Source organism: Cytobacillus oceanisediminis, from assembly GCF_007830235.1.
Classification (GTDB): Bacteria; Bacillota; Bacilli; order Bacillales; family Cytobacillaceae; genus Cytobacillus; species Cytobacillus oceanisediminis.
In genome coordinates this window covers 341,550-362,005 of the sequence record NZ_VLKI01000001.1, presented here as the reverse complement: position 1 = coordinate 362,005, position 20,456 = coordinate 341,550, and the positions used below count along the sequence as shown (strand labels likewise).

At 38.3% G+C, this 20,456-nt stretch carries 17 protein-coding genes; 16 read left to right on the top strand and 1 reads right to left on the bottom strand.

Annotation, left to right across the window (positions count from 1 at the left end; all coding sequences use genetic code 11):
* Positions 1 to 144 precede the first annotated feature (144 nt).
* The 13 genes from IQ19_RS01670 to IQ19_RS01610 all read left to right on the top strand — a co-directional run bounded on the left by IQ19_RS01670 (position 145) and on the right by IQ19_RS01610 (position 16,190).
* Complete coding sequence (locus tag IQ19_RS01670) at positions 145 to 1,056, top strand: LysR family transcriptional regulator (RefSeq protein WP_144539257.1); 912 nt, start codon at positions 145 to 147, stop codon at positions 1,054 to 1,056.
* 183 nt (positions 1,057 to 1,239) lie between these two features.
* On the top strand, positions 1,240 to 2,463 hold the full coding sequence (locus tag IQ19_RS01665; protein WP_144539255.1) for a M20 family metallopeptidase: 1,224 nt from the start codon (positions 1,240 to 1,242) through the stop codon (positions 2,461 to 2,463).
* 3 nt (positions 2,464 to 2,466) lie between these two features.
* Positions 2,467 to 3,891 (top strand): YfcC family protein, encoded by a 1,425-nt coding sequence (locus IQ19_RS01660; RefSeq protein ID WP_242020857.1) that lies wholly within the window; start codon positions 2,467 to 2,469, stop codon positions 3,889 to 3,891.
* A 198-nt stretch (positions 3,892 to 4,089) separates the two neighbouring features.
* Positions 4,090 to 5,772 (top strand): M28 family peptidase, encoded by a 1,683-nt coding sequence (locus IQ19_RS01655; RefSeq protein WP_144539253.1) that lies wholly within the window; start codon positions 4,090 to 4,092, stop codon positions 5,770 to 5,772.
* Positions 5,756 to 6,208, top strand: a complete 453-nt coding sequence (locus IQ19_RS27965; RefSeq protein ID WP_199749342.1) for a ParB N-terminal domain-containing protein — start codon at positions 5,756 to 5,758, stop codon at positions 6,206 to 6,208. The genes IQ19_RS01655 and IQ19_RS27965 overlap by 17 nt, the downstream gene beginning before the upstream one ends.
* A 237-nt stretch (positions 6,209 to 6,445) precedes the next feature.
* Entirely contained in the window at positions 6,446 to 8,020 is a 1,575-nt protein-coding gene (locus tag IQ19_RS01645) for a PucR family transcriptional regulator (protein ID WP_144539251.1), read from the top strand.
* 111 nt (positions 8,021 to 8,131) lie between these two features.
* The gene (locus IQ19_RS01640; protein ID WP_144539249.1) at positions 8,132 to 9,316 is read left to right on the top strand and encodes a metal-dependent hydrolase family protein; all 1,185 of its coding nucleotides are present in this window, start codon (positions 8,132 to 8,134) and stop codon (positions 9,314 to 9,316) included.
* A 198-nt stretch (positions 9,317 to 9,514) separates the two neighbouring features.
* Positions 9,515 to 10,921 carry a sodium:solute symporter family protein gene (locus tag IQ19_RS01635; protein WP_144539247.1) on the top strand — a complete coding sequence of 469 codons (1,407 nt, stop codon included), beginning with the start codon at positions 9,515 to 9,517 and terminating at the stop codon, positions 10,919 to 10,921.
* 25 nt (positions 10,922 to 10,946) lie between these two features.
* Positions 10,947 to 12,077: a M24 family metallopeptidase gene (locus tag IQ19_RS01630; protein ID WP_144539245.1), complete on the top strand. Its 1,131-nt coding sequence runs from the start codon at positions 10,947 to 10,949 to the stop codon at positions 12,075 to 12,077.
* A gap of 68 nt (positions 12,078 to 12,145) precedes the next feature.
* Entirely contained in the window at positions 12,146 to 13,312 is a 1,167-nt protein-coding gene (locus IQ19_RS01625; protein WP_144539243.1) for a metal-dependent hydrolase family protein, read from the top strand.
* A 219-nt stretch (positions 13,313 to 13,531) separates the two neighbouring features.
* Positions 13,532 to 13,897 carry a Na-translocating system protein MpsC family protein gene (locus IQ19_RS01620; protein ID WP_144539241.1) on the top strand — a complete coding sequence of 122 codons (366 nt, stop codon included), beginning with the start codon at positions 13,532 to 13,534 and terminating at the stop codon, positions 13,895 to 13,897.
* A gap of 131 nt (positions 13,898 to 14,028) precedes the next feature.
* Positions 14,029 to 15,051, top strand: coding sequence for a Nif3-like dinuclear metal center hexameric protein (locus IQ19_RS01615; protein ID WP_144539239.1), 1,023 nt, complete (start codon positions 14,029 to 14,031; stop codon positions 15,049 to 15,051).
* A gap of 17 nt (positions 15,052 to 15,068) precedes the next feature.
* Positions 15,069 to 16,190 (top strand): hypothetical protein, encoded by a 1,122-nt coding sequence (locus IQ19_RS01610; protein ID WP_144539238.1) that lies wholly within the window; start codon positions 15,069 to 15,071, stop codon positions 16,188 to 16,190.
* A 148-nt stretch (positions 16,191 to 16,338) separates the two neighbouring features.
* On the opposite strand, the gene IQ19_RS01605 is transcribed toward IQ19_RS01610, so the two are convergent.
* Complete coding sequence (locus tag IQ19_RS01605) at positions 16,339 to 16,803, bottom strand: hypothetical protein (protein ID WP_144539237.1); 465 nt, start codon at positions 16,801 to 16,803, stop codon at positions 16,339 to 16,341.
* A 523-nt stretch (positions 16,804 to 17,326) separates the two neighbouring features.
* On the opposite strand from IQ19_RS01605, the gene IQ19_RS01600 reads away from it, so the two are divergent.
* From IQ19_RS01600 to IQ19_RS01590, 3 genes are all read left to right on the top strand, one after another.
* Positions 17,327 to 18,301 (top strand): LacI family DNA-binding transcriptional regulator, encoded by a 975-nt coding sequence (locus IQ19_RS01600; protein WP_144539236.1) that lies wholly within the window; start codon positions 17,327 to 17,329, stop codon positions 18,299 to 18,301.
* A 251-nt stretch (positions 18,302 to 18,552) separates the two neighbouring features.
* Entirely contained in the window at positions 18,553 to 19,509 is a 957-nt protein-coding gene (locus IQ19_RS01595) for an ABC transporter permease (RefSeq protein WP_144539235.1), read from the top strand.
* Between the two features lie 16 nt (positions 19,510 to 19,525).
* Positions 19,526 to 20,440: a carbohydrate ABC transporter permease gene (locus tag IQ19_RS01590; protein ID WP_144539234.1), complete on the top strand. Its 915-nt coding sequence runs from the start codon at positions 19,526 to 19,528 to the stop codon at positions 20,438 to 20,440.
* The last annotated feature ends 16 nt before the right edge of the window (positions 20,441 to 20,456 follow it).

The window sequence follows — 20,456 nt, the reverse complement described above, 5'->3', positions numbered from 1 at the left end:
GCGGGAACTACTGGTTAGTATAATAATAGTTTATAATGTTTCTAATGATATTTAGCTCTTAAGCAAGTGAATTAATTTACGTCTATTATCCAAAAAAGTATAAATGAAAAAAAGAATCTTATGTTTATTAAAGAGGGGGAGGAAATGCAAGAAAAGGATTGTCTAATTTTACAATATCTTTATGAAGAATTAAATCTAACAAAGGCAGCAGAGCGAGTATATATGACACAGCCTGCTCTTACGTATCGATTAAGACAGTTGGAGAGGGAATTCCAGGTAGAGATAATATCAAAAAATGGAAAAAGGGTAAAATTCACACCGGCAGGGGAGTATTTAGTTTCCTATGCAAATAAATATCTTTCGGACTTTAGAGAGGCAAAGGATTACTTATTGAATATGGGGGATGAAGTAAAAGGTAATTTGAGAATTGGAGTCAGCAGTCATTTTTGCCAATATAACTTGCCGCCCATTTTAAAAGAATATACAGCGAATTATCCGAATGTTCATTTAAACGTTGATTCAGGATTCAGTAAAGAGATGATGGGCTTACTGAATGATGGCGAAATCGATGTCGCGATTGTAAGGGGAGACTATAATTGGTCTGATAAGTCTTATCTTTTAGATGAAGAAAGTATTTGTTTAATAACAAAGCAGGAAATCAATATAGAGGACCTTCCCTCACTTCCATTTATCAACCGAAAAGAACCTTTCGTATTAATTAAGTACAAGAATTCCAAGGAACTGTCTGATGTGGAAAATATATCGAGCTGGTGGAATGAACGGTATGAAACATCTCCAAATACAACTATGCTGGTAGATAGCTATGAGACATGTAAAGAAATGGTTAAGATGGGGCTTGGCTTTTCCATTGTTCCTCAAGCATTTATCCATAATCATGATCATGATCATCTCTTCTGTTATGATTTAGCTTATAAAAATGGGCAAAAGATGAAGAAACGAACCTGGCTTTTGTACCGTGAATCCTCTCTGCAGCTAGCGGCTATCTTCAAATTTGTTGAATCCATTAAAGCCTTATATTATATCAAAAAAGACTAGAAGGCACAGCTAGTGTTGCTCTTCTAGTCTTTTCTTTTTGAAATAAGATATATAGTACTAACTACTATCCAAAAATTTTTTTTGGGTAATCTAAAAAAAGATTAATTTTACTTATAGTATGTCTGTGTGTAACATTAAAAAATATAAGTTATAATATTCTGAAAAAATGGAGGGGTGTACTTTATGAATGATATTTCGGTCAAAGGTAAGAATGCAATCATGCAGGCAATAGATGAGAGAGATACAGAGCTTCAGGAATTATCATTAAAAATTCATTCAAATCCAGAGACTAGTTTTCAAGAATATAAAGCAATGAATTGGTTAGTTGAACCACTAGAAAAATCGGGTTTTTCTATCGAAAGAGGACTTGCCAACTTGGAAACTTCCTTTCGAGCAACATGGGAGGGGCAAAAAGGAGGACCAACCATTGCTATTTTAGCAGAATATGATGCATTGGCCGGGCTGGGACATGGATGCGGCCATAATATTATCGGTACTGCTGCAGTGGGGGCTGCGTTAGCCCTAAAGGATGCACACCCAAATCTTAAAGGGAAAATTATTGTCATCGGAACACCTGCTGAAGAAGAAGGAGGGGGGAAAATTCTAATGGTCGAACATGGGATATTTGATGATGTCGATGTGGCGATGATGTGCCACCCTCACGGTAAGACAATGGTATTACGAGGGGGACTCGCATGTGTTGACGTTACTTTTAAATTCTATGGGAAAGCAGCACACGCCTCTGCTTCTCCTGAAAAAGGGATCAGTGCACTGGATGCAGTTATCCATACCTTTGTTGCGGTTAATTCCTTACGTCAATTTTTTAAGGATGACGTTAGAATACATGGAATTATTACCAAGGGAGGTGAAGCAACAAATGTTGTGCCAGCGTATTGTGAAGCAGAGTTTTTATTAAGAGCTGAAAACGTCGAGTCGTTACATGTTGTTAGAGAAAAAGTTTGTGCAGCTGCACGATATTCAACCGAAGCTGTTGGGGCTAGATTAGAGATTTCTGAGGGTTTAATTTATGCAGAAAGAAATAACAACAAGGCATTAGCTTCTATTTTTAAGAAAAATCTTGAAGAGCTAGGTGAATTGGTAAGCGATCCTCCTGAAAAGGGAGGAATTGGCTCCTCTGACATTGGTAATGTTGGACAAGTAACGGCAACGATTCATCCTTATATAAAAATAACGAATACTGCTGCAACACACACTCCTGAATTTGTGGAAGCCGCAGCATCAGAATATGGTATGTCTGGCTTAAATAAGGCAGCAAAAGCGTTAGCTATGACAGCGTATGATATTTGCCTTAATCCTGCAAAATTACAAGAAATCAGAAACGAATTTGATGAATGGAAAAAGAATAAGGATGCTAAATTATCTAAAATTATAAGAAAGGGGATTTGATAAATGAAGCCTACTCCTGGAATGGAAACTAATCAAGTGAAAAAAAGGAATTTTTTTAAAATGCCTCACACGTTTGTCATCATTATTTTCTTTATATTCTTTGCAGCCTTATTAACATACCTGCTGCCAGCTGGGGAATTTGAGCGGGTCAAGGATGAAGCAACTGGTCAAACGCTTGTTGTTGAAAATACCTTTAAATCTGTTGAGCAAAGCCCGGTTAGTATCTTAGATATACCCTTAGCGATTGTTCATGGTTTAGTAGGTGCTGCAGATGTTGTATTCTTTATTTTTATAATTGGCGGGGTATTTCAAATTATTAATTCTACAGGAACGATAGAAGCTGTAGCAGCTCGGGTAGGAAAGGCTTTTGTGAATAAAGGTCTAATTATTATTCCAATATTTCTTATTCTTTTCTCTGTTGGTGGATTTACAATGGGGATGTCTGCGGAGGTTATGGCTTTTGTACCGATCGGAATTGTAATTGCTAGATCGCTGGGATATGATGCCATTACTGGAACAGCGATGGTTATGCTAGGAGCTGCTTCAGGTTTTACAGCAGGATTATTGAATCCGTTTAATGTAGGGATAGCCCAAGCCATTGCGGAACTTCCTATGTTTTCGGGTATGTGGCTTCGTGCCATTCTATTAGTGACATTGTTATTTTCAACCAGTTTGTATATCATTCGTTATGCAAGAAAGGTTAAAAAGGATCCGACTACAAGTCTTGTTTATGATTTAGAAAAAGAGGAAAATCGTGGTGAAATAGATTTATCGGCTTTACCAGCAGTAAAAGTGACTCATATTTTAACAATACTCTCAGTAATAGCAGGGTTTGGTGTTCTAATTTGGGGTGTTTCTAGCAAGGGATGGTGGATGGAAGAATTAGCGGCATTTTTCTTGAGTCTAGGAATTATTGTTGGTTTTCTTTCAAAATACGGACCTAGTAAAATTGCATCCGAGTTTGTCAAAGGTGCAAGTGCCATTACATTTGGTGCGTTTATTGTAGGCATCGCAAAAGGGGTTGTTGTTGTTTTAGAGCAAGGTTATGTCATTGATTCTGTGGTGAACGGACTTGCCGCAACGATCGGTCAGCTGCCAGCCTCTGTTCAAGTTCTTGGGATGTACACGTTTCAAAATATTTTAAATATCTTTATTACCTCAGGAACAGGTCAAGCGGCTACAACCATGCCTGTCTTAGTTCCTTTATCAGACCTTATCAATATTACAAGACAAACAACGGTCCTTATCTTTCAACTAGGTGATGGACTATCCAATATCATGCTGCCGACATCTGCCATGTTAATGGGAAGCTTGGCGGTCTCAAAAATCAAATATAACCGCTGGATCCGATTCATGTGGCCGCTTTTCCTAATCTGGTTTTCCATCGGAGCTGTATTTGTATTAATTGCTCATGGGATAAGTTATTAAAGGCACGGGGTTGGTATCAGGTAATCGACACCTTAGCAGTAGAATGTTGAAGTTACAATTGTCTGTTTAATATTCACGTTCAGTTTCCTTATCCCTATAATTCAAGTTACCTATCAAGACTTTATATTCCTCCTGCGAAAATATAGCTTTTGCAGGAGTTTTGTTGTTTTTATTACTGAATGGGCAGGAGTGAAAAGGTTGGAAAAACCGGGTATGAATGTATCTCATCTAGTTGATAAAAGTGAATTGGAGAAACATGTAAAATTCCTTTCTGAGTTGGAACGGCTTTCCGGTGAACCTGAGGCAGAAGAAGCGGTTACCTACATTATCAATCAACTTAAACAATATGGAGTCTCCTATGAACGTTATCAGTTTGATGGATATTTCAGTGATCCACATTATGGTGTAGTATTGGTGAATTCGCAAATTCCTTATACATTAAGGGCCAAGGCTAGATCCTTTAGCAGGAATTGCCCTAATGGGATAAGTTCTAAGCTTGTTTATGATAAATCAAGTGATAGAAAAGGGGAATCATGTATTGTAGATTTCAAAGGAAAAATAGTTATTAGCTGGAACTACCTTGAGGATTATGTTATGCAAATTGAAAAGGCTGGAGCTTTAGGTTTAATACATATTTGGCCATCAGAAGAAGAGGCCATTCATGAAGAAACCGTAGGGACCATTTGGGGGACTCCCACGATTGAAAATATGGACCAACTAACAAAGCTTCCAGTTGTCGGAGTCAATTATCATGACGGTATTAGGCTCTTAGAGGAATTGGAAAACAAAGAAATTAACGTAACCATAAAAACAGGTTTAAAAGAAGGTATTAAGACTGTTAGTTTACCAGTTGGCACCATAAAGGGGGAAGAGGAAGAGTTTCTTTTAATTTCTAGCCATTATGATTCCTGGCATAAAGGAGCCACTGATAATGCTGTAGGAAATGCCTTATTACTCGAACTTGCCAGACTGTTCAGTATTAGTAATTCCAGGTTAAAGAGAGGAATAAAATTTGCCTGGTGGCCTGGCCACTCCAATGGCAGATATGCTGGATCGGCATGGTACTGTGATCATTTCTGGGAGGACCTAAATGAAAGGTGTGTTGCTCATATTAATGTGGACTTTCCAGGTTCAAAAGGAAATGAGGTGATTTTTCCAAGATCCACTTCCATGGAAGATAAGAACCTGCTTGAAGAGATTATCAAAATTTATACAGGGAATAAACCAGAACAATTAACCTACCTTCCGCGTGGTGCAGACCAGTCCTTTTGGGGACCTAATATCCCCATTCACATTATGTTTAAGTATGAACCTGCCAGTGAGAATAAAATCTATCAAACACCAGGTGGCAATTGGTGGTGGCATACAGAGAAAGATTTGTTTGACAAAGTTGATTTTGACTTGCTGGTACGGGATACGAAAATTCATAGCAGTCTTGTTAATAAACTTTCAAACTGTGGAGTATTGCCAATTCGGCTTGATGAATTTTTGAGTACTAGCAGAAATATCCTGGAGCAAATTGATTCGCTGAGCGACAAAGAATTTGATTTCACCCCAATTTATGGGTCTCTAGAAGTGTTAATGAGCAAGGTGGAGAAACTACATGAAAAGGAAGATCATAATGAAAAACGGTTAAATGAATTGCTGAAAATGGTATCTGGTACATTAAATCGGTTGATGTTTTCTTACTCTAGCAGATATGAATATGACAATACCTTCCCTTTTCATCCCTATCCGGGTTTGGCAAAAGTTAAAGGGTTTTATCATAAAAATACCACACCGGAAATATTTTTATTTGCTTGTACTTATTTTGTTCGACAGCGAAATCGTTTTGTACAGGAAGTTAAAGGGATTTGCAGGGAGATTGATTTGTATCTATAACCAAGGGGAATTCCAAATTGGACAGTACCTCACTGTCACCGCTCCGGGTTTATCGAATAGCAGTCAGTTGTTTTCCGAAAAATGGATCGAACAGCCGAATGCCAATGACCAGATGGGAGTTACTGATATCAATACAGAAAGAAGAGAAACTCATATAGGGCAAATCATGCTTTATGACCAGCGAGATAAATACACTGAGCTGACAAGAAACGTTGCAAGTCAGCTGCAGACTATCTTTGAAATTGAACAAAACCTTTCCAGAATATCCATTCACAACTTGGCACTTACATCATTAGCCACTATGAAGAGGTGCATCATATCCTTATTTGAAGGTATTTTAACTGTAAAAATAGGTTCCCATTATTATAGATGCAACCCTAAGGAAGCAGAAGAGATTGTAATGAAACACAAAGAAACACAGGGACGGTTCTGGTGATTCACCATGAAACGCCAGAACCGTCCCTGTGTTTCGTCCATTCGGTAAAAGATCGATAGGTCTTAATAATGGGGTACAGCCTACAGCTGTACCCCATACATGTTTAAATCACCATTCATGCAGATTTTATCCATTTTATTTAGCAGAAGTTGCCTTTATAATATAAACAAACTATTAGATATACATAACAAATTCATAGATAAATGGTAATGTTTCATATTAAAAGGGGGGATTTATATGATTACAGTAAAAGACTTCGCAGATGTATTAGAAACAGATAATATTCAACTAGTGGGCGGCAGGCAAAATATGAATAAAGAGATCACCTACTTAACTAGCATGGAGCTTACCGAAAAAACATCCCGCATGAAAGAAAAAGGGTTTGTTATGACCACGTTTCACGCTTTTAAAGATGTGAATCAAATGATTAGCCATTTAGAATGGATGCAGGAGATAGGAATAAGTGCAATTGGTTTTCATACAGCCTCATTGAAAACAATTCCGAGGGAAGTTGTTGACTACTCCAATACCCATTCTTTCCCTCTTTTTGAAATCCCCCAAGAGACCCCATACTATATCATCCACGAAAAATACAATAAGCTAGTAAATCAAAGGGAAAATGAACAGGCCACGAAAATCCATAAATTAAATGAAAAACTGATGGAAATTGTTCTCCTGGAGAAGGATCTGAACTCAATTGTAAAAGTAATAGGAGAATATATAAACAATGTCGTGTGCGTTTTAGACCCGTATTTTGATTTGGTTGCGTATTGGAAAACGAAAGAGCAAACCAGAAATGAGATTAAGCACCTGATTAATTTAATCATAAATCAGCATAAAGAGAACGTGTTAAAAGTGCGCTTCACCAATCGTGAAACGAATTTAGCTGTGAAAATGGATAGCCTCTCTGATCAGAATTTCAAGGTTGCTCCGTTGTTTTCTAAGATGAACTTCCTTGGTTATCTGATTATTTGTCAAAATGGAACGGCGGATAAGTATTCAGAAGAGGTCATTAAGAACGGTATACGTGCTTTAAGTTTAGCTGCCTATAATAAAAATACATTGCTCCACTATCAAAAAAGCAAAGATATAGAATTACTTGAAAGTATTTTTCAAGGTGAGTCTGATGATAAAAATCTATCTGACTTTTATATAGACCTTAAGAAAGTAAGATGCATTTTCCAGGTGCAATCCTCCTCTCCAGAAACACTTCAGTCAAAACTTCAAATGCTTTCTGAGCTCTTAATAGAAAATGAAACAAACTCCCGATTATGGATTTATAATAGAAAAATTGTCGGGGTGATTGATTCGTTTATAGACAGAAAGAGGGTAGCGAACATTCTGACAGACTATCCTGGAATCCGTATCGGCGTAAGTGCAATAGACGAGGTGAACCATTGCAACAAAATTAAAGCTATGTATGACCAATCATCTGTGGGATTACTGCATTGCCAAATTCATGATGAACAATTAGTGTTTTGGGGTGAGATGGGGATTGAAAAAATTGCTTACAATTTACAATCCCATCATTTGTTTCAAAACTTCGATGAAGAATTACTTGGTCCATTGTTTGCCTATGATCAGGAAAAAAATGCTTCCTTTACCGAAACGCTTTATATATACTTAAAACACTTTTTTAATCTTCAAAAGTCGAGCAGTGAATTATTTGTACATCCTAATACGGTAAAGTACAGGTTGCAGAAAATAACCGAATTAATGCATGTGGATATTCATAATCCATCCAATTATTCGATGCTCATGATGGCCTTTTCCATATACAGATTTAAACAAAAAGCAGATCAATTCCAATAGAATTGTTTAAAAGGGACAAATTCATGTCTCTTTTTTGTTTGTAGTATACAATGATAAATAATCTTTCTATTGTTATGATTTTGAATAATCAAATAATAGGAGGGCTTTAAAATGCCAGCAAACACGAAATGGATATTAAAAGGTGGCAGCATTATTGACGGAGTAAATGATGAGGTGCTGGAGAATTCGTACATTAAGGTTGAAAACGGGAAAATAACTGAGGTCCAGCAAGGGGAGCCAGGTGAAACAGAAGGGTTTGAAATCATTGATTGTTCCGGAAAACATATACTTCCCGGCCTGATTGACTGCCATGTACATCTCGTTTGGAATGGCAGTTCAGACCCGCAATCCGTCATAAAAAATGAAGAAAATGACAGGATTGCTTTGGAAGCATACAAACATGCACTAGATACACTGAAATTAGGAGTCACTACGGTCAGAGATTTGGGTGCACCGGATCGAACCGTATTACATGTAAGAAATGTCATTGATTCTGGCATGCTTTTAGGACCTACTATTATTGCTTCTGGAGCACCTATTTGTATGACAGGAGGACATGTTTATTATTTAGGCTATGAATCTGACGGGCCGGACGAAGTTCGAAAGCATACAAGAAAAGTGCTCAAAGAAGGGGCAGACCTGGTGAAAGTGATGGCAACTGGCGGTATTTATACCAAAGGTGAAGAACCAGGTTCCGTTCAGTTAACAATAGAAGAACTAAGTGCAGCAAAAGAAGAGGCACTAAAGAAAAATAAAAAGGTCTCTGCTCATGCAGATGGACTTGAAGGAATCATGAATTGTTTAGAGGTTGGGATTGATACAATCGAACATGGAATTTACGCAGATCGTCAGGCTCTTGAAATCATGAAAAATCAGGGAACCTTTTTGGTGCCGACAATGGCTGTCATGAGACAGCTTATAAGCAGTCCAGATATTCCGGCATATGCTCTTGAAAAAGCTAAGCAAGTAGTGGGACCGCATTTCTCCATGCTGCAGGAGGCTGTTCAAATCGGAGTTAAGATTGCAACAGGTACTGACTGTGGCTCTCCATTAACCCCGCCTCGCTATTATTATGATGAATTAGCGATTATGCATGAAGCGGGAATGTCGGAAATCGAAGTCATAAAAGCATCTACGAATGTTGCAGCTGAATGTCTCGGGATTGAAGATCAGCGTGGCAGTATTTCTCCAGGAAAGTTCGCAGATTTGCTGATTGTAGACAGCAATCCTCTATATGATTTAAATAGTTTGCGAGAAGAAAAGCTTGTTATGAAAAATGGTGTTTTGGTTAGCTAACGTACACTGACGACAAATGTTTAGTGTCATGACTTGAGTAAGCTGTAATAGAAACTGCAACGGGGCTCTGCAATTGTGGAGTCTCCCTTGTATACATCCTTCAATATTAATTAGGAAACATGAATCACTGTTCCAAGATTAAATCAGCATTAAGCTTCCACACAGCCTTATATAAAAATAGTAAAAGGAGTGAGATTATTGAACATTTATTTAGTCGCAGTCGTTCTTTATCTGATTCTGATGGCGTTGATTGGTGTGTATTTCGCAAAAAAATCTGTGAAAAACAGTGAAGATTTCATGGTTGCAGGCCGAAGCTTGCCGCTATTCGTCGTAATGGGTACTCTTCTGGCAACGTTTGTCGGATCTGGAACTGTAGTCGGCGGAGCGAGCTTTATTTACCAATACGGACCGTTTGCAGCTATTTTTAATCTTTCAGGCGGAATTGTTGGAGCTATCATTTTATATTTTATAGCTTCTAAGATTCGAAAGATTGAAATCTATACAGTACCAGAACTTCTGGAAAGGCGCTTTGGAAAAGCAGCTCTTTATATATCATCTATTATTATCATCTTTGCATTTGTCGGAATAACAGCCTACCAGTTTACAGGTGGAGCATATGTGCTGCAATTAACCACCGGCATTCCATTGGAAGTTGGCGCCATCATTATGTGTGGTCTAGTCATCTTCTTAACTGTAAGCGGCGGGCTATTTTCGGTTGCGTATACTGATGCACTTAGTGCCATTTTAATTATCATTGGCTTTCTTTTCGGGGTTCCCTTTGCCTTGAATGCTGTGGGAGGCTTTGAAGGATTAGCTCTATCTTTGCCTGAGACGAATAAATCCTGGAATGGCGGCTTATCATTTCCGCAGCTTCTCGGTTTCTTCCTGCCATTGTTTTTACTCGTTCTAGGTGATCAAAACATGTATCAGCGATTTTCCGCTGCGAAAGATCCGAACGTAGCCCGGAAATCCACTATCGGTTTTTTTGTTGGCAGTATTTTTGTCATTAGTTTAACGATCATTCTGGCAACTACCTCTATTGTGCTTTTTCCCGCCATTAAACCTGATACAGCCATTTTATCACTTGCGATTGATGGTGTACCCCTTGTAGTCGGATTGCTTATTCTTTGTTCAGCGGTTGCATTCATTATTACAACAGCCACTTCTTACCTGTTATCAGCATCAGGGAATATTGTTAGTGACTTAATCCAGCGTTCAAGTAAAAGTAAACTCTCAGAAAGTAAACTTTTATGGTACAACCGTGTCATTGTCGTGGTATTAGGTGTCCTTGCGTATGTATTAGGGCAATTCTTCCCAAGCGTCCTAGCCATCCAAATGTATTCGTATACGATGTATGGTGCGTCCTTAACTCCTGCCATTCTTGCAACTGTATTATGGAAGAATGCGACAAAAGCAGGCGTCATCAGCTCCATGATTATGGGAGGTTCTGCAACCATGCTATGGGAAATCGGACTTGATCGGCCTTTAGATTGGAATAGTGTCCTGTTTGCCCTTCCATTATCGGTCTTAACACTCATTATTGTAAGTTTGGCTACTAGAAATAAAAATGTCACAGCAGACCTTACGAATAATCATCCAAGCTAATATTTTTAAAAAGGGGTTGGAAAAAGTGGATTCAACGAAACGAATCAATCGATTAAAAGAGTTTATGAAGGATCAATCCATTTCTGCTGTTTTTGTATTTAATCCTGACCATCAATTTTACTTAACGAATTTTAAAGCTCTCATATACTCCCGGCCAATCATATTTCATTTACAGGAAAAGACAGCAATGATTGTACCTGGCCTTGAAGAAACGCATGCACTAGAACACTCACACGTGGATGATGTTCTAGTGTATTTTGAACATCCTGGGGCTGGCAGGGATGAGACATCGCATATTGAGCATATAAGGGCATTGGTTAAACAAAATCCTGACTCATCAAAAATTGGGGTGGATTTAGCCTTTATTCCGGGTGAGGTTCTTCTCTATCTTCAGGAATCAGGCTATCAGGTAGTTGACATCGGGCAATTCATTTATCAAATGCGATTTATCAAAGATGAAGAAGAAATTCACATGCTGGAGCTGGCCGGACAATTAGTGAACCTGGCAGTAAGCAAGTCATTAGCGCAGATTCAAGCGGGAATTACAGAAATGGAAATAGATGCAGCGGGAAATGCGGCACTGTTTGAAGCAACTGCTGCAAAGTATCCTGACTCGGTTATAGATATTGTTGTTATGTCACCTTCCGGCTTAAAAAGAAGCATTATGCCGCATGTTTTTTCCAACACAAGAAAAATAGAAGCTGGGGATGTCATTATTCACAGCAGACAGGTTGGGCTAAATGGGTATCGTGCGGAATTAGAGAGAACCGTGATTGTTGGGAAACCCACATTTGAACAAGAAAAGGCGTTTCAAGCTGCAATAGAAGCTCAGCAGCGTGCGATTGATTTTATTAAACCAGGTGTAAAATTTTCAGAGGTAGATAGTGTTGCCCGTCAAGTGTTTGAAAAGGCGGGACTTGAAAAATATGCTATTCATCGTACTGGACATGGGATAGGTGCATCAGCTCATGAGCAGCCATTTTTGCGTTATGACCATCATGATGTGGTAGAGGAAGGAATGGCATTCTCGATTGAACCTGGGATTTATATACCGGGGGTTGGCGGTTTTAGACACTCTGATACTGTTCTTATTACACCTGATGGATGTCGTTTAATTACAGAATACCCGCGTGATATGGAGTCTCTGCTTTTTTAACTCAAATATCAAACTTAAAAGGAAGAAGTTCACACTTCTTCCTTTTAAAGTGATAGGAGGAACATGTGATGGAGTTTGTGATATCAAATGTACAACTATTATATGGCGAAGAATTGGAATGTAAGAAGGGTTTAGCTCTTTGGATAAAGGACGGTTTGATAAAAGAAATTATTCCTGAATCCAAGCTGCCAGCCAACGTAAAGGTAATCGATGGAGATCAAGGGTTTCTAGCTCCAGGTTTAATAGATTTACATATTCATATGATGTGGGACGGTTCATTAAATCCAGTTCAAACCTCCCAAACAGAAGGCTATGAGCAGATGCTGATAAGGGCTGTTGCAAATTGTCAAACATATCTTCAACACGGAATAACGACTGTCAGGGACATTGGCTCAGTTGATGATATTGCTCTGCATGTTGCAAAAGGGATCAAAAGGGGGCTCATTTCAGGTCCTGATGTGATTGCCAGCGGAAAAACTTTAACCATGACAGGAGGGCATGATCCGTTCTGGGCAAGATTTGTCGATGGGAAGGAAGAGGCTTTAAAGGGTGTACGTGAACAAATTTTTAAGGGTGCTGAAGTGATTAAAGTAAGTTCTACTGGCGGAGTCTATGGAAGAGTAGAAGGGGAACAAGTCGGCAATGCAGAGCTTAGCCTGGAAGAGCAAGAAGTCATCTGTAAAGAGGCGCATCGTTTTGGACTCAAAGTAGCATCGCATGCGATTGGCCGTGATGGGATACTTAATTCGATACTTGCGGGTGTAGATACGATTGAGCATGGCCATTTTCTGGATGATGAACTAGTTGCCTTAATGGAAGAGCGGAATACCGCCTGGATTCCAACGTTGTTCGTCTATAAGCAAATTGCTACACAGGAAGGGATTCCTTCTTATGCACGGGATAAAGCAGAGGAAATCGTCAACATTCATCGGAATGCATTTGAATCTTATTTCAACCGGAATATCTTGATTGGTGCCGGTTCGGATGCTGGTTCACCATGCACATCTCACAGGGCATTGCTAGATGAGTTGTATACAATGTATGAGATTGTTTCTGATGCGAAAAAGGTGCTAAAAACAGCAACAGTTAATGCAGGGAAAATTTTAGGACGTGACGTCGGGCAAATTAAAGAGGGGTACAAGGCGAATTTGATATTGCTTAAAGAAAATCCGCTTGAGTGTCTAAGTAATTTAGAAAGTATAAAGATGGTTGTAGTCAGAGGAAAAATTGCTTAATGAAGCGTAACAATAAAAACCTTAGAAAGTAGGCGGAATGAGTAGTGTCCAGGTGACTAGTGTGCCGGACCTCTGAAGGTAGAGATTTAATTGTATCGGGGTGCAAAATTTTATCTAGTAACATATATTTTTTAATATAAACACTTTACAGATAGTATTAACTATGATAAATTCTATTTATCAAATGATTCTGAAATTTCAAAAAGATGGTGTGAGTAAATGAGTTGGACTGCTGGCCCATTTAAACAGGAACTTATTAAGGACTATAACAATATCAACCTTCTTTTGTTTAACATTGGTGTCAAAAGTCAAAGAATCGACTTTTTGGGGGATAAGATATTAATTTTCGCCTATCATAAGAGAATTCCATCTCTTAAACATTTGGACGAGATTAATCGCTTTGTAACCCGAATGACTGACATTGCCATCATAGATAGTTATAAGGAACATTTAAGGAATGTCCTGGAAGAAAAATATGGGATGAAGGTACTTTCTATTTTAAAGGACTATGATCCTGTTACTGAACTTTCAGGTACGATTATTACCCTGGATCAAGATACAAGTGCCTATATTTCCAGGGTATAAAACTAAATAAAGGTGACTGGTCCATTGAACTCTTAAGAGTGCATAAAAACCGTCAGTACAATCTTTCAGACTAGCGTCTGTTTGATTTGTGCTGACGGTTTTTTTTATAAAAATAATAAGGAGGCAACATTATGAAAACAGTAGAAGATGTATTGAATGCGCTGGATGAGCTTACAGGGGGGAGAGTGATTAAATCACTAAATGATATTACGAGAGGTGAGCATCCCTTTGTCATCATGAAATCTTCCAACATTCCCGGAAAAGAGATCATTGAAACGCCTGGTCTTGTCTATGGTGAAATGCAAAAAGAAGTAAAAAAAATAGCAGTTGCTATGACAATGACAGAAGGAAGTATCGAACTTGCCGGCGCTACTGGTGTCGATGCGATTGTTGCTCATCATCCGATAGCTGAAGCAGCTAATTCAGGTGGGGTCATTTTGAAAAACTATCTCGACCTCTATCATATAGCTGCATTTGAATTGCATGAAGCTTTTCATGGATTGCATCCCGGAATCCCTTTCTTGCACGGCCACAAGGTATACCGGACAGAAGTTTCTTATGGAGGAGTACACGGAAATATTTTATATGTAGGAAAAGCACTCCCAGAGGTGAACACACTCGGAGATATTTTAACCCGGCTGGACAATTTTATGGGTCTAAGAGATGAAGAGGAACTATTACATACCGAAAAGGAAATACGCAATAGTTCATCTCTGACTGAAACGAGTACAGTGACACGCGGGCGAATTGTTCATGGAGAAGAAACCAGCCCTGTGAACAATATTGTGCACATTTTCCCGCACACGGGGTTTTCCCCTGACCATTTGCGTCAAGTCATCCAAGAACACCCGGAGGCTGACACAGTTCTCGCTTCCATTAGCCGGGTTTATGATGGACATCCACTTATTGAAACGGCTAAGGAGTTAGGACTTAATTTTATTATTGGTAACTGCCATGTGTTAGAAATACTCGAAAATGGTTTACCTTTAGCTTATGCCTTAGACATGTTGTTGCCTGGTGTTGAAGTCGTTGTTTTTCGAGAACGTGTGACAAGCATATCCCTAAATGAAATGGGATCTCCTCATTTAAAGAAATATGCTGAAGAAATGGCTGCTGGTTATCTATTGAAAAAAACGGCTGTTAATACACTATAAAAAAGGAGTGCAGGTAGATGAGTGAGGTTAAATCCTTAGTACAAAAAAATTTAGAAATAGAAGAGAATAGTGCCCCGATTCCTTTAACTAGAAGATGGACCCAAATCGAAGTAGTAGGTCTTGGTTTAGTCATAATCTCACTGTTAGTATTGTTAATCACACCAGGAACATTAGCTGGTTTATTTACTTCCATTATCGATAACGTTTTCCCCATTATCGTAGAGGTATTTTTAACCGGCACGGTTGGAGTTTCCATTATGGTAAGTGTCATTATTGGCCGGGTACTGGAAAGGTTAGGGTTCACTGATGCATTAATTCGGATCTTTATCCCTGTTACAAAGCTGATGAAAGTTAATTCAGCTGTTATCATTCCAAGTATCTATAATATTCTTGGTGATATTAATGCAGCTGGAAAAATTGCCGGACCGATTTTAATCCGTTCGGGAGCAACAAAAGCAGAGCAAAAGATAGCAGTAGCAACCATGGTTCAATCGCAGCAATCCTTTGCTACATTCATGTTAGGTATGGTTGCTTTAACCGCTGTTGGGGCTAATGCCTTTGTCGTTGTTGTGTTAGCGGTTTTTATGCCTGTCATCATTGTCCCTTTTCTTCTATCTAGAACCCTTTATCGGGATACGAGGGCTGTTCAAATTGAAAAATTGCCTCAATTTACACCCAATACTGGATTTCTGCCTACATTATTTAATGCAGCCCGGGAGGGAGCAGAGCTTCTATTCCTTCTTATTATTCCTGCTGCAGCAGTCGTTTTTGCTGGTATTGGTGTTTTGGACTATATCGGGATTTGGTCAAAATTTGAATCCGGCTTGTCGACAGTATTGTTAGCTTTAAATATTCATCCTGAAACCGGTATTCTTTCCATATTAGCTAGCCCGGCGCTGGCAATGGGCCAGTTATCAGAGATTGCCGGATCTTTGGATCCGCGTTTGGTAATTGGATCATTCGTGCTGGCATCATCCGGTTTACCCCTGTCTACTATCTTTGGTCAAATCCCAGTTATATGGGCAGCTAATTCTGAACTAACTGAAAAAGAAGCAATGGGAGCAGCTGTATTAGGAATCGTCATGCGAATATTTACAGCCTTTTTAATTGTTTATTTCTTAACGCCGATATTAGTTTAAGAGAATGAGATGTGAAAATCATAAGTAAATTATGGTTGTTTATAGAAAAAATGAGCTGTAGGCACCGCCGTTTTATGGCTGGAAATAAATCTAAGTTATTCAGCGGTATTATTTGGTTTTAAGGCGGCAGATTAGCCTCTTTACCGTTCTACACTTTGGTGATCATAAAAGAAAGATCCATGTAAAATTGATTTGGTGGGGTTCTTTGTATTGGTTGAGGGTCTAAGTAGAGTACTGTTCTTTTTGTAAGATTGTTTTCCTTTTGCCATAAGTATAGAACGGTCGTTCGTTCAATAGGCTCCATAATCCCTTTGTTTGGCACTAAGAGTTCAATTTTAAGATCAACCAGGGGGGATTCTGGACGGCTAACGAGCTTACAAGAGGCTGTTTGCAAAGGTTCAAAGCGGTTTATTGTATTTTCGGATAGATGGTGGATCCTCCCAGTAGCTGCAATTCTTTTCTCAGGGAGGATCATTCCGGATTCGTGATAGATGTCTCTTCCGATTGATGAAGAGAGCTTTTTTTTGTTCCATAAAATGGACATGGAAAAAGTGTGGCCCGGCAAAACAGACCATGCTCTTTTTGATATAAGTTCAAATCCAATAAAGGACAAGGCTCTCCCTCTTTTCCGGTGCTCGATACTGATGTTTATGCTTTAAGAAGCCAAAGATAACAATTTTCTAAAAAATATGTTGAAGATGGACCGTTTATTTCCAATGGACACCTAAGGGCAGCTTCCAGTACGGAGTGCTTCTTATCTTCTATGGGACACTTCCGAAAAATTCGTCAATAATCTCTATCATTAGAGCACAACCAATTAGAAAAATAGGCAGTAAATTAATTATTAAAGCATTTTTTAGTTCTCCCAATGAAGAAAGGTAGTTAAGGGAAAAACAGGATAAAAGAAATTTATAGTCCGAATGTTGAAGTAGAGATGTTAGGTGGGGTTATACTGACCTATTAAGATCTTTAAAGGAGGATAATATTCAAGCATATCTGAAAGGGAAAATAGTTGAGAAGGAATATCCTCAGCCGTTTTTTGAATATTTTAATTTTTTTTAAAAAACCGTTGAAACGTTTCCAACGAAGTGATATCATAAGTTTATGAAATCGCTTTAATATTGGAGGTAGTTGTAGTGCCAAGCTTAAAAGATGTTGCAGACCTGGCGGGAGTTGGAGTTGGCACTGTTTCACGAGTCATTAACAATCATCCGAATGTAAGGAACGAAACACGGGAGAAAGTGAATGCTGCGATCAAACAATTAAATTACATACCTAATGAAGTGGCAAGAAACTTTAAAATGCAAAAATCAACAATGGTTGCATTATTACTCCCTAGTATATGGCATCCGTTTTTCTCGGAACTAGCCTATTATATCGAAGATGAGCTTGATCGGGAAGGGTATAAATTGATGCTCTGCAATAGCGGAGGCAGGCCTGACAAAGAGCTTTATTATTTAGACATGCTCAATCAGAATAAAGTAGCAGGCATTATTGGAATCACTTACAATGACATCGAAGATAGTGTAAGCACCGATATTCCGATCATCAGCATTGACCGCCATTTTGGAAAAAAAATCACATGTGTGACTTCAGATAACTATACTGGCGGCCGCATTGCCTTAAAAGAACTAATAAAGGCAGGAGCAAAAAAAGTAGCGTATCTTGGTATCACTAGTTCTGCATACAGTGAGGTCGAACTTCGGAAAAAAGGATTTATCGATGAAGCAAAGGCCCAAGGGATTGAATATATCATTTATGAGGAGAATGATACTGTTTATAATGACGATGAATATTTCGAAAATTTCTTTAAAATAAAAGAACATCGCCATATTTCCGGGGTATTTGCTAATACTGATCTATTAGCCGCAAAATATATTGATAAAGCTAAACAATACGGAACGCGAACTCCTGAGGATGTAAAAGTAATCGGTTATGATGGAATTCAAGATAATAAGCTGTTTCACCCGATTCTTTCAACAATCCGACAGCCTGTTGAAGAAATGGCCAGAATGTCTGTGAAACTTCTCTTAAGAAAGATTGAAGGAAAAACACTGGAGCAAGAGATTTATCGAATCCCTGTCATGTTCAGAGAAGGAGAGACGACTTAACAATTAGAATTTTTTAACCCTAGGTTGGAAACGTTTCCGTTATAACATTATTTTTTAATTGGAAACGTTTCAATTAATGTGTTGGAACAGGGGATTTATCTAGCCCTTTTTAAGTAAAGAATGAGAACAAATAAGCTTTTTATATTTTTTTAAAATCATATTGGAAACGTTTCAACAGAATGCAAGAGTAAGGGATTTATTAAATCTTAGTTATAATTTAACAAAAAAATACATGAAAGCGGGGTAAGGGGATGGAATTGGCAAGGAAGGCAAATCATGTGATTGATTCACCTATCCAAAGTAAAAAAAGAATAAAGTTAAAAAAAATCTTGAGTAATTACCAGCTCTACTTATTTCTTTTACCGGCATTAATTTATTTTATTGTATTCCATTATGTCCCGATGTATGGAGTATTAATTGCTTTTAAAGATTTTGTGGCAACAAAAGGGATTATGGGAAGTCCTTGGGTCGGATTTAAGCATTTTGAGCGATTCTTCGATTCCTATCAATTTTGGACCCTTATAAAAAACACGCTTGGTCTCAGCGTTACTCAATTAATCGTTGGTTTCCCGCTTCCGATTTTTCTTGCTCTTATGTTGAATCAAATTAGGAGTGAAAAATACAAACGTTTCGTTCAGACCGTAGTTTATGCACCGCATTTTATCTCAGTGGTTGTATTAGCAGGTATGATCTATGTTTTCTTTTCAAACAATGGACTTATTAATAACTTAATCCTGATCTTCGGCGGCGATCCGATTTCGTTTATGGCAAAAACGGAATGGTTTAAACCATTGTATATCGCTTCTGGTGTTTGGCAAGAAACAGGATGGGCTGCCATTATTTATCTGGCAGCTTTAGCAGGAGTCAGTCCGGAACTGCATGAAGCTGCGGTTATGGATGGGGCTAATAAGTGGCAGCGGATCTTTCATGTGGATATTCCAGCCATTATGCCTACGGCTGTTATTCTATTAATTTTATCAGTTGGCAACATTATGAATATTGGATTTGAAAAAGCCTATCTTTTACAAACACCGATGAACCAGCCGGCAGCAGAAATTATCCCAACCTATGTTTATAAGATGGGTTTACAGCAGGCGCAATATAGTTTTGCGGCCGCAGTTGGATTGTTTAATTCAGTGATTAACTTAATTTTATTAATAGCAGTCAATAAGTTCGCGAAGAAATTATCCGGTACAGGCTTATGGTAAGGGAGGTGCAGGAAAAATGGGCTTACTAGCTTTGAAAAATAAGAAGATTACAAGAAGGTCAAAGGAAGATAAGGTGTTTGATATTATTAATGTCTTCTTGGTTGCAATCATCTTAATATTGGTAGTTTATCCTTTGTACTTTATCGTGATTGCTTCCTTTAGTGATCCCAATATGATTTACGATGGTAAGGTATGGCTGCTGCCAAAAGAACTTACGTTCGAAGGATATGAACGGATCTTTCAGGATAACAAGATATGGCTGGGTTATAAGAACTCTATCGTCTATACAGTTGTTGGAACAATCGTAAATGTTTCTTTTACCCTAATGGCAGCCTATGCCTTATCCAGAAAAGATTTATATGGAAGAAATGTGATCATGTTCTTGTTTCTAATGACGATGTTTTTCTCAGGCGGTTTAATCCCTACTTATTTAGTAGTAAAAAATTTAGGTTTACTTAATACAATGTGGGCATTAATCTTGCCTAAGGCTGTAGCCGTATGGAATGTGATTGTAGCGAAAACCTTTTTCGAGACTTCCATTCCTAACGAGCTGCTAGAAGCAGCCAAAATGGACGGCTGTTCCGATGCCAAGTTTTTCTGGAAGATTGTCCTGCCGCTATCCAAACCAATTGTCGCAGTAATGGTGTTATTCTATGCAGTTGGACACTGGAATTCTTACTTTGATGCATTAATCTACTTAAATAATGAAAATTTATATCCGCTTCAATTAATATTACGAAACATCTTAATTCAAAATGAAGCATCCACGATGATGATCAGTGACTTGGATTCATTGGCAGCGAAGCAACGAGTCTCAGAGTTAATTAAATACGGTGTGATTATTGTAGCTTCTATTCCGCTTTTAATCGTATATCCATTTGTCCAAAAGTATTTTGTGAAAGGTGTTATGATTGGCGGAATTAAAGGTTAATAGAAGACTTTTTATT

Bases quoted from the DNA above. Each gene is read 5' to 3' on its own strand.
- IQ19_RS01590 (WP_144539234.1), top strand. From the start codon at position 19,526: ATGGGCTTACTAGCTTTGAAAAATAAGAAGATTACAAGAAGGTCAAAG.
- IQ19_RS01660 (WP_242020857.1), top strand. From the start codon at position 2,467: ATGAAGCCTACTCCTGGAATGGAAACTAATCAAGTGAAAAAAAGGAAT.
- IQ19_RS01625 (WP_144539243.1), top strand. From the start codon at position 12,146: ATGGAGTTTGTGATATCAAATGTACAACTATTATATGGCGAAGAATTG.
- IQ19_RS01645 (WP_144539251.1), top strand. From the start codon at position 6,446: ATGATTACAGTAAAAGACTTCGCAGATGTATTAGAAACAGATAATATT.
- IQ19_RS01610 (WP_144539238.1), top strand. From the start codon at position 15,069: ATGAGTGAGGTTAAATCCTTAGTACAAAAAAATTTAGAAATAGAAGAG.
- IQ19_RS01670 (WP_144539257.1), top strand. From the start codon at position 145: ATGCAAGAAAAGGATTGTCTAATTTTACAATATCTTTATGAAGAATTA.
- IQ19_RS01640 (WP_144539249.1), top strand. From the start codon at position 8,132: ATGCCAGCAAACACGAAATGGATATTAAAAGGTGGCAGCATTATTGAC.
- IQ19_RS01620 (WP_144539241.1), top strand. From the start codon at position 13,532: ATGAGTTGGACTGCTGGCCCATTTAAACAGGAACTTATTAAGGACTAT.
- IQ19_RS01615 (WP_144539239.1), top strand. From the start codon at position 14,029: ATGAAAACAGTAGAAGATGTATTGAATGCGCTGGATGAGCTTACAGGG.
- IQ19_RS01595 (WP_144539235.1), top strand. From the start codon at position 18,553: ATGGAATTGGCAAGGAAGGCAAATCATGTGATTGATTCACCTATCCAA.
- IQ19_RS01665 (WP_144539255.1), top strand. From the start codon at position 1,240: ATGAATGATATTTCGGTCAAAGGTAAGAATGCAATCATGCAGGCAATA.